Here is a 14,366-nt window from a genome sequence, read left to right as displayed (position 1 = left end):
CCGTTTGTGGCGGCGGGTCAGGACTGCGGGGGCCGAGGCGGGTGGCGGTTCGCCCACCGGGACGTGATGGCCCGCCGGCCCGCGGGCGGTCAGGACTGCGTGGACTGGGCCCCGGTTCCGGAGCCCGGGCGTGGCCCGGCGGTGGGCTCACCCATCGTCGCGATCACGATCGTTGAAAACGATTGTCGATGTCGGTTATGCTCCGTCCGTCCCCGCCACTGACCGATCGGCCCCCACTCGTGCTCGTTCGCCCGCGCCCACCCGTCGCGCTGGATCGCCGCCTGCGTGCGTCCGTCCACCGCTCCCGCCTCGCGTCGCGGATCACCGTCAGCGCCCTCGTCGTGGCGATCCTGCTGCTGGTCGTCGTGTCCGGGGCGGTCGGCACGGTCGACGTCGGGGTGACCGACGCGGCCCGGATCGTGGTGGGGCACCTGCTGCCGGGCATGCCGTGGATGTCCGACGGCAGCCTGACCCCGCTGCAGGACCAGGCGGTGTGGCAGTTCCGCCTGCCCCGCGCGCTGCTGGCCGCGCTGTCCGGCGCCGGGCTCGCGCTGGCCGGGGCGATCATGCAGGTGATCGTGCGCAACCCGCTCGCCGAGCCCTACCTGCTCGGCGTGTCCTCCGGCGCCGGGGTGGGCGCGGTTCTCGTCATCACTCTCGGGTCGGCGGCGGTCGGCGGGCTGCCGCTCGGGGCCGCGGCCTTCGCCGGCGCGCTGGTGGCGAGCCTGGCCGTGGCGCTCACCGCGCGGCACCGCGGCATCCTGTCGCCGACGCGGATGATCCTCTCCGGCGTGGCCCTGGGCTCCCTGTTCAGCGCCGTCACGAGCTACCTGACGCTGACCACCGAGGCGCAGAACGTGTTCAGCGTCCTGTTCTTCCTGCTGGGCAGCGTGTCCGCCGCGTCGATGAGCTCACTGGCCGTCCCCGCGGTGGCGTTCGTGGCCGCGTGCCTCGTCGTCGGGTTGCGCACCCGGGCGATGAACGCGCTGCTCAGCGGCGACGAATCGGCCACCGCGCTCGGGGTGGACGTGAACCGGCTGCGCGCGGTCCTGCTGGTCACCGCGGCGCTGCTGACCGGCTCGATCGTGTCGGTCAGCGGCGGAATCGGCTTCGTCGGCCTGGTGGTCCCGCACGTGGCCCGGATCCTCGTCGGCGCCGACCACCGGCGGATGCTGCCCGTCGCGGTGCTCGGCGGCGCCGCGTTCCTGATGCTCGCCGACCTGCTCTCGCGCACGGTCGCCGCGCCGGCCGAGGTGCCGATCGGCATCCTCACCGCGGTGGTGGGGGCGCCGTTCTTCCTGTGGCTGATGCGCCGGGACACGGCGGCGCGGGCGGGACTCGACCGATGAGGGTGCGCTTCGACCACGTCGGTGTCAGCCTGGCGGGCCGCGCCGTGCTGCGCGACGTCAACCTGGAGGTGCCCTCCGGCCGGTTTCTCGGGCTGGTGGGCCCCAACGGCAGCGGCAAGTCGACGCTGCTGCGCACGCTCTACCGCGCGGTCGCGCCGGAGTCCGGCCGGGTGCTGCTCGGCGAGAAGGACGTGTGGCGCACCAGCCGCCGCGAGGTCGCCAGGACGGTGGCGGTCATGACCCAGGAGACCTCCACCGAGTTCGACATGACGGTCCTGGACGTCGTCCTGCTGTCCCGGGTGCCGTTCCAGCGCGGGTTCGGCCGCGACACCGACGCCGACCTGGACCTGGCCTGGACCGCGCTGGACACGGTGGGCGCCACGGACCTCGCCGACCGGCCCATCGGCCGGCTCTCCGGCGGGCAGCGCCAGCGGGTGATGCTCGCCCGCGCCCTCGCCGCCGACACCCCGGTGCTGGTCCTCGACGAGCCGACCAACCACCTCGACATCGCCTTCCAGCTGGAGCTCATGCGCCTGGCGGCCGGCCTCGGCCGCACGGTCATCGCGGCGCTGCACGACCTCAACCTCGCCGCCACCCACTGCGACGAGATCGCGGTCCTCGACGCCGGCCGCCTCGTCGCCGCCGGGCCGCCCGCCGAGGCCCTCGCCCCGCGGGTGGTCGAGGAGGTCTTCCACGTCGGGGTCACGCGCCTGACCCACCCGGGCACCGGCGGCCCGGTCCTGGTTTTCGACCATCCACACCGAACTGGTCCCTGCCCCGGTACGAACAGAGATGAGATCCATGCCTAGAACCGCCCCCCTGATCGCGCTCGCCCTCGGCGCCACTCTGCTCGCCGGGTGCGGCTCCGCGGTCACCCCGAACGCCTCGCCGGACACCGCCCAGGCGGTGACGATCACCAACTGCGATCGGCAGATCAGCGTGCCGTCGACCCCGGCCGCGGCCGCCGGGCTGAGCCCGTCCCAGACCGAGCTGCTGCTGCGGCTGGGGCTGGCGGACAAGCTCGTCGGGCAGGCGCAGACCGACACCGCGCCGCTTCCCGCCGACATCGCTGCCCAGGCTGCCGCCGTGCCGGTGCTCAGCGAGTCCGGGCCGCCGAGCCGGGAACAGCTGCTCAACGTCAAACCGGACTTCGTGTTCTCCCCGACGATGTACGAGTTCACCGCCGAGCAGGGTTTCGCCGGCCTGGACCAGCTCGCGCAGGCCGGCGTGACCGCCTACGTCGCCACCGGCGGCTGCGCCCAGCGGCGCATGACCGGCACCGTCGAGGACATCTTCACCGACCTGGACAACCTCGGCCGGATCTTCGCCGTGCCCGACCGCGCCGGCACCCTGATCGCGCAGAGCCGCGCCAGCCTGTCCGAAGTGGACGCCGCGATCGCCGGCCGCGCGAAGCCCACCGTGGCCCAGGTGTACTTGGAGGGCACCACGGTGACCGCGATCGGCGCCGGCATCGAGTACGACATCATCCGCCGGGCCGGCGGGAACAACGTGTTCTCCCCGCAGGACCCGCGGTTCGCCAAGTTCTTCGCCGCCCAGATCACCCCGGAGGCGCTCGCCGCGGCCGACCCGCAGGCGATCGTGTTCGCCGTCAACTCGCCCGAGCACGAGCAGGCCACCCGCGACTACCTGACCCGCACGTTCCCGAACGTGACCGCGGTGCGGGAGGGCCGGCTGATCGCGATCGACGCCGCCGACACCTACCCGGGCACCCTCGGCAACGTCTCGGTGGTGCGCGAAATCGCCCAGCAGCTGCACCCGGGCGCCTTCGCGTCGTGATCCACCGCGGGCTGCTGCGCCTGGCGGGGGTCGTCGCCGGACCGGTGGCGCTGCTGGCGGCGCTGGCCGTGCTGGTGTCGGCCGCCCACGTCGCCGCGGCCGTGCTGACCGCCGCCGTCCTCGCCGACCTGACCGGCGGGGACGTCGCGGCGGTGCCGGCCACCCTCGCGGTGCTGGCCGGGGTGGTCGCCGTGCGGGCGGTGCTGGTGTGGGCGCGCGAGGTCGCCGCCGCGCGGTTCGGCATCGCGATCCGCACCCGGCTGCGGGCCACCCTGCTGCGCCGCATCGCCGAGCTGGGCCCGGCGTGGGCGCAGGGGGAGCGGGCCGGTGCGGTCGCGCACACGGTCGTCGACGGGGTGGAGGCCCTGGACGCCTACTACAGCCGGTACCTGCCCCAGCTCCTGGTGACCTGCGTCGTCCCGGCCGCGGTCACCGGGTGGCTGTTCACGGTCTCGGCGCCCGCTGCCACCGTCTTGGCCGTGGCGGTGCTGTGCGCGGTGGCGGTGCCGCGGTTCTGGGACGCCCGGCTGATGCGCACCGGGCGCACCCGGTGGCGGGCCTACGAACAGCTCGCCGCCGGTTACCTGGAAGCGACCAGGGCGATCGCGGTGCTGCGGATGTTCGGCGCGGGGCGGCGCACCGGCGACCTCCTCGCCGCGCGCGGCGCGGACCTGCACCGCTCGACCATGTCGCAGCTGCGGGTGTCGCTGGTGGAGGCCGGTGTCAGCGCGCTCGCGCTGCACCTGGGCACCGCCGCCACCATCGTCGTCGCCTGCGCCGGGGTGCTCGGCGGCGCGGCGCCCGCGGGTCCGGTGCTGCTGTTCCTGCTGTGCGCCAGGGAATGCTTCCGGCCCGTGCTGGACCTGTCCGCGCACTGGCACCTCGGGTACCAGGGGCTGGGCGCGGCCGCCGGGCTGGAGGAGATCCGCACGGCGCGACCGGCCGTCGCCGACACCGGAACCCGCACCGAACCGGCCCGCCCGGGCGCCGGAGTGCGGCTGCGCGAGGTCACCTACCGCTACCCGAACGGCGCCGGTGTGCACGAGGTGAGCTTCGACTGCGCGCCGGGGAGCACCACGGGGATCGCAGGCCCGTCCGGGGCGGGCAAGAGCACGCTGGCGCGGCTCCTCGTCCGGCACGCCGATCCCCAGCACGGCCGCATCGAGCTGGACGGCACCCCGCTGACCGGTTACACCCTCGCCGCGCTGCGGGCGAGCATCGCCGTCGTCGGCCAGCACACCTACCTCTTCCACGGGACCGTGGAGGAGAACCTCCGGCTCGCCCGGCCCGGCGCCACCACGGCGGAGGTCCGCACGGCCGCTCACGTCGCCGACGCGCTGGGGTTCATCGAGGCGCTGCCCGACGGGTTCGCCACGGTGCTCACCGAGAACGGGGCGCGGCTCTCCGGCGGGCAGCGGCAGCGGCTGGCCATCGCCCGCGCCGTGCTGGCCCGGACCCCGGTGCTGCTGCTCGACGAAGCGACCTCGGCGCTGGAGGTCGACACCGAGCACCGCGTCCTGACCCGCCTCGCGCGACACTGCCCGGACGTCACCCGGATCGTGATCGCCCACCGGGAAACCGCGTTGCGCGACGCCACCACTCTGGTCACGATCGAAGCCGGCCGCGTCGCCAGTGTCACCGGGGTCGCGGCGTGAGCGGCCCGCTCCGGCGGCTGCTGCCGGTCATCGCCGAGCAGAAGGCCGCCTTCGCCTGGACACTGGCGGCCAACGCCGTCGTCCAGCTCGGCACGCTGTCGCTGGCGGTGGCCGGCACCTGGCTCGCCGGCCGGACCGCCGCCACCGGTTCGGCGCCGCTGACGGCCGTGGCGTTCGTCCTGTTCGGACTCGCGGTGCTGACCGCCGCGATGACCTGGCGCGAATCCTGGGTCTCCCACGACCTGGCCTACCGGTTGATCGCCACCCTGCGCGCCCGCGTGTTCGGCGCCTTCCGCGTCAGCCTGCCCGACCGCGCGAAACCGCGGCGGAGCGGGGACCTCGTGTCGGTCGCGTTCGCCGACCTCGACCGGCTGGAATGGCTCTACGCCCACACCGCCGCCCAGGCGCTCACCTGTGCGGTGCTGATCGCCGCCACCACGACCCTGTCGTTGCTCGTCACCCCGTGGCTGCTGCTGGTGTGGGTGCCGCTGGTCGCCGTGACCGCGGCGCTGCCGTGGCTGACCGGCCGGGTGGCCACCCGGCAAGGCGCGGAGCTGACCGGCGCGGTCGCGGCGCTGAACGCCGAGCTCGTGGACACCGTTCACGGGCTCGGCGAGCTCACCGCGGCCGGGGCGCTGGAACGGCGGCTCGGCGCGCTCGGGCGGCTCACCGGCACCCTGGCCGCCGTGCAGGCCAGGATCGGCTTCCGGGCCGGGGTGGAACGCGCGGTGCACGACGCGACGGCCGCACTCGCCGGGATCGGCGCCCTCGCCGTGTGCGCGGCCAACCTCGCCACGGTCGGCCGTCCACTCGCGCCGGTCGCGACGGTCCTCGCCGTGGCGGCGATCGGGCCACTGGCCCAGATCTCCGACCTGCTGCGCAACCTCGGCACCCTGCGAGCCGCGGCGACGCGGATCACCGGTGTCCTGGACCGGCCGCCCGCCGTGGACCAACCCCGGTCGCCGCAGGCGTTGCCGCCACGCGAGCACGCGACCGGATTGGTGTTCGACGCCGTCACCTTCGGGTACGGCGGCGGGCCGCCCGTGCTGCGCGACGTGTCGCTCGCCGTGCGGCCGGGGGAACGCGTCGCGCTCACCGGCCCCTCCGGCGCGGGCAAGACCACGTGCGCGCTGCTCGCCGTCCGCATGTGGGACCCCGACGCCGGCCGCATCACCCTGGACGGGGTTGCGCTGACCGACCTGGCCGACGACGACCTGCGCGACGCGATCAGCATCGTGCCCCAGGAGCCGGGCCTGCTGGCCGGCACGGTCGCGACGAACATCCGGCTCGGCCGCCCCTCGGCCGCCGACCACGAGGTGGCGGAAGCGGCGCGACGGGCGGGAATCCTCGACCCGCGAGCCGGTCTGCCGGACGGCCTGGACACCCCGGTCGGCGAGGCCGGGGCCGGGCTGTCCGGCGGGCAGCGGGCCCGCGTCGCGGTCGCCCGCGCGCTGCTGATGAACCCGCGCATCCTCATCCTCGACGAGGCGACGGCCAACCTCGACCCCGACGCCGACGAGGCCATCACCACCGCACTCGCCGCCACCGGGGAGGACATCGGCATCCTGGTCATCGCCCACCGCCCGGCGACACTGGCACGCTGTGACCGCACGATCCGCTTGCCCTGACTCAGCGCGACCCGGCGATCCGGTCCGGCAGCCGGGCTGCCAGGTGGTCGATCAGCTCTCTGACCCGGCGGGGCACGTGGACGTCGTCGGCGAGGAGGGCGTAGATGTCGGCCGGCGGGGTGGGGACTCCGGGCAGCACGCGGACGAGCTCGCCACTGTCCAAATACGACCGGACCTGCCACTCCGAGCGCATGATCACCCCGTGCCCCTGCAGCGCCCAGTCGATGACGACGTCCCCGTCGTTGCTCGACAGGCGGCCGCGCACCCGCACCTGCCTCGGCCTGCCCGCGGTGCCGAACCGCCACAGGTCGAAGTCCCCTTCGTTCTCGCGCAGCACGATGCAGTCGTGGTCGGCCAGGTCCTCGACCCGTTCGGGCATGCCCTTGCGGTCCAAGTAGGACGGTGCGGCGCAGGGCACCCGGCGGTTGCGGGCCAGCCGCCGCATCCGCAGTGTCGAATCGGGCGGGGTACCGACGTGGACGGCCATGTCGAACTCGCGCCGGTGCGGGCGCAGCGGCAGCGCCGTGGTGTGCAGCCGGACGTTCAGCTGGGGGTGCCGGGCGGTGAACTCGCCGAGCAGGGGCGCCACGTGCGCGCGTCCGAGCCCGAGGGTGGCCTGGACCACGACCGAGCCGCGCAGGTCGGCCGAGCGGTGCGTGATCAGGTCGTCGAGCTCGCGGACCTGGTCGAGGATCGTCTCCAGGCGGGCGGCGTAGAGCTCGCCCTCGGAGGTCAGCACCAGCCGGCGCGTGCCGCGGTGCACCAGGCGCGCGTCGAGCCGTTGTTCCAGCGCCCGCAGGCGTTTGCTGACCGCGGGCAGCGAAGACCCGAGCTCGCGCGCGGCGGCGGTGAGCGTCTCGCTCGCGGCGACCACGTGGAAGAAGCGGAGATCGTCGATCGAGCTCATCCGCGCCCCTTTCTTTCCCTGAGCGAAAGGATAGGTTGCCCGGAGAGCTCTTGTCGTGGGGTGCGGCGCCGATCAAGGTGAAGGGCCCGAGCACAAGGAGCCTGCCGTGTCCCACCGTTACCGCATCGCCGTCATCCCGGGGGATGGCATCGGACGTGAGGTCGTGCCCGAGGGCCTGCGGTGCCTGCGCGCCGCCGCCCGCGCCCACGGCTTCGGCCTCGACGTCACCGAGTTCGATTTCGCCAACGCCGATTACTGGGTGCGCCACGGCGAAATGCTGTCGCCGGACTGGCGGGAAGTGCTCGGCGGCTTCGACGCGATCTTCTTCGGCGCCGTGGGCTGGCCCGACGTCGTGCCCGACCACGTGTCGCTGTGGGGGAGCCTCCTGCGGTTCCGGCGCGGGTTCGACCAGTACGTGAACCTCCGCCCCGTCCGGCTGCTGCGCGGGGTGCGCAGCCCGCTGCGGGACCACGGACCGGGCGACATCGACTTCGTCGTGGTCCGTGAGAACACCGAGGGCGAGTACTCCAGCATCGGCGGACGGATCTTCGAGGGCACCGACCGCGAAACGGTGGTGCAGGAGACCGTGATGACCCGGACCGGGGTGGACCGGGTGCTGCGGTACGCGTTCGACCTGGCCGCCGCGCGCCCGCGCAAGCACCTGACGTGGGCGACCAAGAGCAACGGCATCTCCATCACCATGCCCTACTGGGACGAGCGCGCGGCCGCGATGGCCGGGCGGTACCCGGACGTGACCGCGGACTCCGACCACATCGACATCCTCACCGCCAAGTTCGTCCTGCGGCCCCAGGACTACGACGTCGTGGTCGCCAGCAACCTGTTCGGCGACATCCTGTCCGACCTCGGCCCGGCGTGCGCCGGGACGATCGGCATCGCGCCCAGCGCCAACATCAACCCCGACCGCACCTGGCCCAGCCTGTTCGAGCCGGTGCACGGCTCGGCCCCGGACATCGCGGGGCGCGGGATCGCCAACCCGGTCGGGCAGATCTGGAGCGGCGCGATGATGCTCGACCACCTGGGGGAGCCGGACGCGGCAGCGCAGGTCGTCGCCGCGATCGAGACCGTGCTCGACGAGCGGCCGGAGGTGCGCACTCCCGATCTGGGCGGCTCCGGGACGACCGAGAAACTCGGCGCGGCGATCGCCGACGAGATCACAGCGGCGGTGATGTCATGACCCGGCCGGTCACCGATCCGGTCGGCCTGGAGGTCCGCTGGGACCGGCTGGCCGCCGCGACCGACGAGGCAGCCTCCACCATGCTGCGCACGGCGTTCTCCACCATCATCCGCGAGTCCAACGACTACACCGTCGTGGTGATGGACCGCCGCGGGCGCACCATGGCGGAGTCGCGCGCCGGGATCCCCGGTTTCGCGGCCCTCATGAGCTCCCTGACCGGGCTGGTCCTGGACCGGTTCCCGGCCGGGGACTGGCAGGACGGCGACTGCGTCATCACGAACGACCCGTGGATCGCGACCGGGCACCTGCCCGACATCGCCATGATCACCCCGATCTTCCACCGGGGCGCGCTCGTCGGTTTCGCCGGCACCGCCGCGCATTCCCCCGACATCGGCGGCACACCGACGATGGGCGCCACCGAGCTGATCTCGGAGGGCATCCTGATCCCGCCGCTGCGGCTGTTCCGGGCCGGCCGCGTCGAGCAGGGGGTCAAGGACCTGCTGCTCGCCAACGTGCGGCTGCCCGGCGCGTTGTGGGGCGACCTCGAAGCCCAGGCCGCCGCGCACGCGGTGTGCCGTCGGCGCGCTCAGGAGTTCCTCGCCGACTTCGATGAACCGGACTTCGAGCGGTTCGCCGCCGAGGTGCACGCGCTGGCCGACACCGCGCTGCGGACGGCCATCCGTGAGCTGCCGGACGGCGTGTACCGGGCGGGCGTGGACGCCGACGGCGTCGAGGGGCACCCGACGCACATCGAATGCGCCCTCACCGTGAGCGGGGACCGGATCGCCATCGACTACACCGGGACCTCGGCCCAGGTGCCGTTCTCGACCAACTCGACCCTGAACTACACCCGCGCCTACTCGGTGTACCCGCTGAAGATCCTCCTCGACCCGGCCACCCGCACGAACTGGGGCTCCTACCGGGCGATCAGCGTGACGGCACCCGAGGGCACGATCGTCAACCCCACGTTCCCCGCGCCCGTCGTCGCGCGCCACCTGACCGGCCACCTGCTCTCGTGCGCGATCTATCAGGCGCTCGCGCCGGTGCTGCCGGACCGGGTCGTCGCCGACAGCGGGGGCGCGCCCGCCCTGCGCGTCCGGTTCGCCGGTGTCGACGACGACGGCCGTCCCTTCGCGCAGATGCTGTTCGCCAACGCCGGCATGGGCGCCTCGCAGGACAAGGACGGCCTGTCCACGACCGCCTTCCCGACCAACTCCGGCAGCGGCAGCGTCGAGGCGCTCGAAGCGACGTCCCCGCTGCGGTTCGTACGCAAGGAGCTGCGCGCGGGCTCGGGTGGCCGGGGACGGCGCCGCGGCGGGCTGGGACAGGACATCGAGGTGCACAACCCGACCCGCCGGCCGGTGCAGATGGTGCTGCTCGGCGACCGCGAGCGGCACCCGGCCCTCGGGCTCGCCGGCGGGGAGCCGGGCGCGACCGCGCACGCGGTGCTGGACACCGGGGAACGCGTGCCGCTGAAGTCGGTGTCCCAGCTGGCCCCCGGCGCGTCGGTGCTCATCTCGTTCCCGGGCGGCGGCGGGTTCGGCCCGCCGGAGGACCGCGAGCCGCACCTGGCCGAAGCCGACGAACTCGGCGGCTACACCACCGCCGACGCGCGAGAGGAGACCCGTCGATGAGCCGCACGGCCCGGATCGGCGTGGACGTCGGCGGGACGTTCACCGACCTGCTCCTGCACGACCCGGCGCGCGACCTGACGTGGCCCGGCAAACTGCCCACCACCCCGCACGCGCCCAACGAGGCGATCACCGTGGGCATCGCCCGCCTGCTGGCCGAGACCGGCACCCCGGCCGGTGACGTGGCCGGGGTGGTGCACGGCACCACGCTGGTGACCAACACGCTGCTGGAACGCACCGGCGCCGTCGTCGGGCTGCTCACCACCCGCGGTTTCCGCGACACCCTGGAGATGGGCCGGGAGATCCGGTTCGACACCACCGACCTGCACGCCCGCCCGGCTCGTCCGCTGGTCCCGCGGCACCTGAGCCGCGGGGTGGCGGGCCGCATCGCGGCCGACGGCGCCGAGCTGGAGCCGCTGGACGAGGACGAGGTGCTCGCGCGGGTGCGGGAGTTCCGCGCGCAGGGGGTCGAGGCGGTGGCGGTGGCGCTGCTGCACTCCTACCGCGACGACAAGCACGAACGGCGGGTCCGGGAGCTGCTCGCGCGCGCCCACCCGGACCTGCCGGTCACCCTGTCCAGCGCGGTCGCGCCGGTGATCGGCGAGTACGAGCGGGCGAGCACGGCCTGCCTCAACGCCTACGTGCAACCGCTGATGGCGCGCTACCTCGACGCGCTGCGGGACGACCTGCTGGCGATGGGCGTCGACGCGCCGCTGCACATCATGCTCTCCGGCGGCGGGGTCACGACGCTCGACGACGCGAAGGAGTTTCCCGTCCGCCTGCTGGAATCCGGGCCGGCGGCGGGCGCGATCGCCGCCGCGGCCGTGGCCCGCCGGCTCGGTGAACCGGACGCGCTGTCGTTCGACATGGGCGGCACGACGGCCAAGATCGCGATCGTCAGCGGCGGCCGGGTGCGCCGCAAGCACGATTTCGAGGCCGGGCGGGTCGACAAGTTCAAGCCGGGTTCGGGACTGCCGGTCCGGCTGACCGTCGCCGACATGATCGAGATCGGCTCGGGTGGCGGGTCGATCGCCGCCCCGGACCCGCTGGGGCTGCTCAAGGTCGGGCCGCGCAGCGCCGGGTCCGTGCCGGGGCCCGTGGCCTACGGCCGGGGCGGCGAGCACCCGACGGTCACCGACGCCGATCTCCTGCTCGGCTACCTCGACCCGGCCACCTTCCTCGGCGGGGAGATGCGGTTGCGCACCGCCGAGGCCGGCAAGGCGGTGGACCGGGACGTGGCCGGGCCGCTGGGTCTCGACCGGACCGGCGCGGCGGCCGGCATCGTCGAGGTGGCCACGGCGAGCATGGCCGCCGCGGCGCGGATGCACCTGTCCGAGCACGGCCGGGACCCGGCCGGGTTCGCGCTCATCGCGTTCGGCGGGGCGGGCCCGGTGCACGCCTACGGCCTGGCCAAGCAGCTGAAGATCGGGCGGATCATCGTGCCGATGCGGGCCGGCGTCATGTCCGCCTACGGGTTCCTCGTCGCCGCGCCCACGGTGGACCAGGTGCGCAGCCTGCCTTCGCCTCTGGCCGAGGTTGAGTGGGGCCGGGTCGACGGCCTCTACGACGAGATGTCCGCGCACGCCACCGCGGTGCTGCGCCCGGAACACCCGGAGCTGGTCCGCTTCCGGCGGTCGGCGGACATGCGGTACGTGGGGCAGGGGTTCGACATCGAGGTCGGGCTGCCCGGGGCGGATCTCACCCGGATCGACGCCGGACGCCTGCATCGCGATTTCGAGGAGACCTACCGCGCGACGTTCGGGCGCTGCCTGGACGGCCCGGTGGAGGTCGTCAACTGGCGGCTGTCGGCGCGGCTGCCCGGGCACGACGTGGTGCTGCGCTGCGACCCGGTCCCGGGTGAGGCTCGCCGCGGGGAGCGCGAGGTGTGGATTCCCGGGCACGGCCGGCTGCGGGCGGGCGTCTGGGACCGGTACCGCCTGCGGCCGGGCACGGAGATCGCCGGGCCCGCGGTGTTCGAGGAGCGCGAGTCGTCGTGTTGCTTCGGGCCGGAGTGCCGCATCCGGGTGGACGCCGATCTGACGCTCCTCGTCGACGTCGGCCCGTGATCTGCGGGCGTCAGTGCTGTGCCGCGGGCATCGTCGCCGGGGCGCCGGCGAGCAGGTCGCCGAGACCGCCGCGGGCGTCCTCGATCACGAGGGCCTCCGCGGCGGCCGAGTCGCGGGCCCGCAGCGCCCGCACGAGCGCGCGGTGGCTGGAGTAGCGGTCCAGCCCGAACGTGTCGTCCTGGTTGATGCGGTCGATCAGCTTGGTCCGCCGCTCCGCCCAGGAGAACACCCGGGTCTGGTCGAGCAGGCGCACGAGCACCGGGTTGCCCGCGCAGGATTCGACGACCTCGTTGAACCGCTGCATGGTGTCGAGCAGCCGGCCCAGCTGTCGGGAGATGTCCTCCCCGGCCTGGTGCCGCTGCTGGATGACGATCAGCAGGTCGTCGGCGTCGTCGAGGATGGCATCGAGCCGGTCCAGCTGCTCCTCGGTCGCGTGGCGCGCCGCGAAGCGGGCGACCATCCCGCGCAGCGCGACCTCGACCTCGGCGAGGTCCTGCACCGCGGCGTTGGCGACCTCGGCGACCTTGACGGTGCGGGGCCCGGTCCGTTCCAGCAGGCCGTCCTGTTCGAGCCGGCGGATCGCCTCGCGCACCGGGGTCGGGCTGACCGACAGGCGCTCGGCCAGCCCGCGCTCGGTCACCTTCTGCCCCGGGCGGAGCTCGCCGGTCGTGACCGCGTCGCGGATCGCGCGGTACGCGCGGTCGGACAGCGTGTCGCTCGTCAGGCCCGTCAGCTTCTCACCCGCCATGTGATCACCCTATCTGCCATCGCACCGATCATTTGCAACTATTGACCATCTTGCTATAGCAACGTACCGTCGGGCTCGCCACAAGGCCGTGGCGACAGGGAAGGTGGTGGCGATGACGCTGGCTACGCGGCGCACGGGAACCGGTCGGCGGATCACGTTCTTCGTGGCCCTGGCGGTGTTCGCGCAGGAGTCGACGTGGAACCTCTACGAGTCGCAGGTCCCGCCGCTGCTCGGCGCGCACCTCGGCAGCGCCGCGCTGATCGGCCTGCTGATGGGCATGGACAACCTGCTCGGCATCTTCGTCCAGCCCTGGATGGGCAACCGGTCCGACAACACGCGGACCTCGTGGGGCAGGCGCATCCCGTACCTCGTCGTCGGGATGCCGGTCGCGGCCCTGCTGTTCGTCGCCATCCCGTTCACCGCGGGCTCGCTGCCGCTGCTGATCCTGGCGATGTTCAGCTACGCGCTGGTGGCGAACTCGTTCAAGCCCATCGCCGAATCCCTGCTCCCGGACTTCATCAGCCCCGCGCGCCGCAGCCGGGCCAACGCGGTCGTCAAGATCGCCGCGAGCATCACGGTGATCGTCGCGGCGCTGATCAGCATCTTCCTGGTCGACGAGCACCCGAACCTGTCGTTCGCGATCCCCGCGGTGCTGATGGTGGTCTCCGTGGCCGTGCTGGCGGCGAAGGTGCGGGACAGCCGGTCCCCGGCCTACCTCGCGGCGCTGGAAGAGGACCGCGCGGGACACGAGGAGGCGGCGGCCAAGGTGCGTGTGCGCGACATCGTGCCCGACATCGTGAAGGACCGCGACCGCAGCCGGCTGCTGATCATCGTGTCGATCTTCCTGTTCGGCGGCGCCTGGGCCGCCTCGCGCTCACTCGTCACCTCCTACGGGATGGAGGCGCTGCACCTGTCCCGCGGCGACGCGGGCGGGCTGACCCTGCCCAGCGGGGTGGCCTTCATCCTGGCCGCCTACCCGGTGGCGATGCTCGCCGAACGCTTCGGCCGGCTGCGCGTGATGATCGCCGGGATGACGGTGTTCGCGGCCGCCATGGTGCTCGGCACCGTCGTCCAGACGCCCACCGGCACGGTCGTCGCGCTGTGCGTGGCTTCCGCGGGCGCCTCCGCGTTCCTGGTCAACGCGGTGGTGGTCCTGTGGAACCTCGCGCCGTCCGACCGGGTGGTCGGGACCTACACCGGTCTCTACACCGTCGGCTGGGCCGGTGGCGGGTTCCTCGGCCCGGCGCTGGTCGGCGGCATGGTCGACCTCACCGGCTGGCCGCTGATGCTGCTCGACGTCGCGGTCGTCGCCCTCGTGTCCGTGCTGGCGGTCGCCCGCGTCTGGGCGCTGCAGCGGCGTTCCGCGACCGGCCGCGCCGTCTGATCACTC

At 73.7% G+C, this 14,366-nt stretch carries 11 protein-coding genes; 9 read left to right on the top strand and 2 right to left on the bottom strand.

Annotated elements, in window-relative coordinates:
- Positions 1 to 239: 239 nt before the first annotated feature.
- From ABZ215_RS34285 to ABZ215_RS34265, 5 genes are read left to right on the top strand one after another with little or no spacing between them, the layout of a single operon-like run.
- Positions 240 to 1,349 (top strand): iron ABC transporter permease, encoded by a 1,110-nt coding sequence (locus tag ABZ215_RS34285; RefSeq protein ID WP_354710948.1) that lies wholly within the window; start codon positions 240 to 242, stop codon positions 1,347 to 1,349.
- The gene (locus ABZ215_RS34280; protein WP_354954505.1) at positions 1,346 to 2,158 is read left to right on the top strand and encodes an ABC transporter ATP-binding protein; all 813 of its coding nucleotides are present in this window, start codon (positions 1,346 to 1,348) and stop codon (positions 2,156 to 2,158) included. Before ABZ215_RS34285 ends, ABZ215_RS34280 begins: the two co-directional genes overlap by 4 nt.
- Positions 2,151 to 3,146, top strand: a complete 996-nt coding sequence (locus ABZ215_RS34275) for an ABC transporter substrate-binding protein (RefSeq protein WP_354954503.1) — start codon at positions 2,151 to 2,153, stop codon at positions 3,144 to 3,146. Before ABZ215_RS34280 ends, ABZ215_RS34275 begins: the two co-directional genes overlap by 8 nt.
- The gene (locus ABZ215_RS34270) at positions 3,143 to 4,801 is read left to right on the top strand and encodes an ATP-binding cassette domain-containing protein (protein ID WP_354954501.1); all 1,659 of its coding nucleotides are present in this window, start codon (positions 3,143 to 3,145) and stop codon (positions 4,799 to 4,801) included. The genes ABZ215_RS34275 and ABZ215_RS34270 overlap by 4 nt, the downstream gene beginning before the upstream one ends.
- A complete protein-coding gene (locus tag ABZ215_RS34265) occupies positions 4,798 to 6,429 on the top strand; it encodes an ABC transporter ATP-binding protein (RefSeq protein ID WP_354954499.1) in 1,632 nt (543 codons plus the stop codon). Before ABZ215_RS34270 ends, ABZ215_RS34265 begins: the two co-directional genes overlap by 4 nt.
- Before the next feature lies 1 nt (position 6,430).
- On the opposite strand, the gene ABZ215_RS34260 is transcribed toward ABZ215_RS34265, so the two are convergent.
- Entirely contained in the window at positions 6,431 to 7,336 is a 906-nt protein-coding gene (locus tag ABZ215_RS34260) for a LysR family transcriptional regulator (protein ID WP_354954497.1), read from the bottom strand.
- A 106-nt stretch (positions 7,337 to 7,442) separates the two neighbouring features.
- Between ABZ215_RS34260 and ABZ215_RS34255 the strand changes: the two genes are divergently transcribed.
- The 3 genes from ABZ215_RS34255 to ABZ215_RS34245 are packed head-to-tail and all read left to right on the top strand — an operon-like array spanning position 7,443 to position 12,228.
- Positions 7,443 to 8,531: a tartrate dehydrogenase gene (locus tag ABZ215_RS34255; protein ID WP_354954495.1), complete on the top strand. Its 1,089-nt coding sequence runs from the start codon at positions 7,443 to 7,445 to the stop codon at positions 8,529 to 8,531.
- Positions 8,528 to 10,165, top strand: coding sequence for a hydantoinase B/oxoprolinase family protein (locus ABZ215_RS34250; protein ID WP_020421695.1), 1,638 nt, complete (start codon positions 8,528 to 8,530; stop codon positions 10,163 to 10,165). The genes ABZ215_RS34255 and ABZ215_RS34250 overlap by 4 nt, the downstream gene beginning before the upstream one ends.
- Positions 10,162 to 12,228, top strand: coding sequence for a hydantoinase/oxoprolinase family protein (locus tag ABZ215_RS34245; protein ID WP_354954493.1), 2,067 nt, complete (start codon positions 10,162 to 10,164; stop codon positions 12,226 to 12,228). Before ABZ215_RS34250 ends, ABZ215_RS34245 begins: the two co-directional genes overlap by 4 nt.
- Before the next feature lie 10 nt (positions 12,229 to 12,238).
- Here the strand turns inward: ABZ215_RS34245 and ABZ215_RS34240 are convergent, their stop codons facing one another.
- Positions 12,239 to 12,976, bottom strand: a complete 738-nt coding sequence (locus tag ABZ215_RS34240; RefSeq protein ID WP_020421693.1) for a GntR family transcriptional regulator — start codon at positions 12,974 to 12,976, stop codon at positions 12,239 to 12,241.
- 112 nt (positions 12,977 to 13,088) lie between these two features.
- Here ABZ215_RS34240 and ABZ215_RS34235 point away from each other — a divergent pair, with 112 nt between their 5' ends.
- Positions 13,089 to 14,360, top strand: a complete 1,272-nt coding sequence (locus ABZ215_RS34235) for an MFS transporter (protein WP_020421692.1) — start codon at positions 13,089 to 13,091, stop codon at positions 14,358 to 14,360.
- Positions 14,361 to 14,366 lie beyond the last annotated feature (6 nt).

It is taken from the genome of Amycolatopsis sp. NPDC006131 (genome assembly GCF_040614175.1).
GTDB classification, from domain to species: domain Bacteria; phylum Actinomycetota; class Actinomycetes; order Mycobacteriales; family Pseudonocardiaceae; genus Amycolatopsis_E; species Amycolatopsis_E tucumanensis.
The sequence above is the reverse complement of the archived record's forward strand: the minus strand, read 5'-3'. Positions and strand labels throughout refer to the sequence as shown.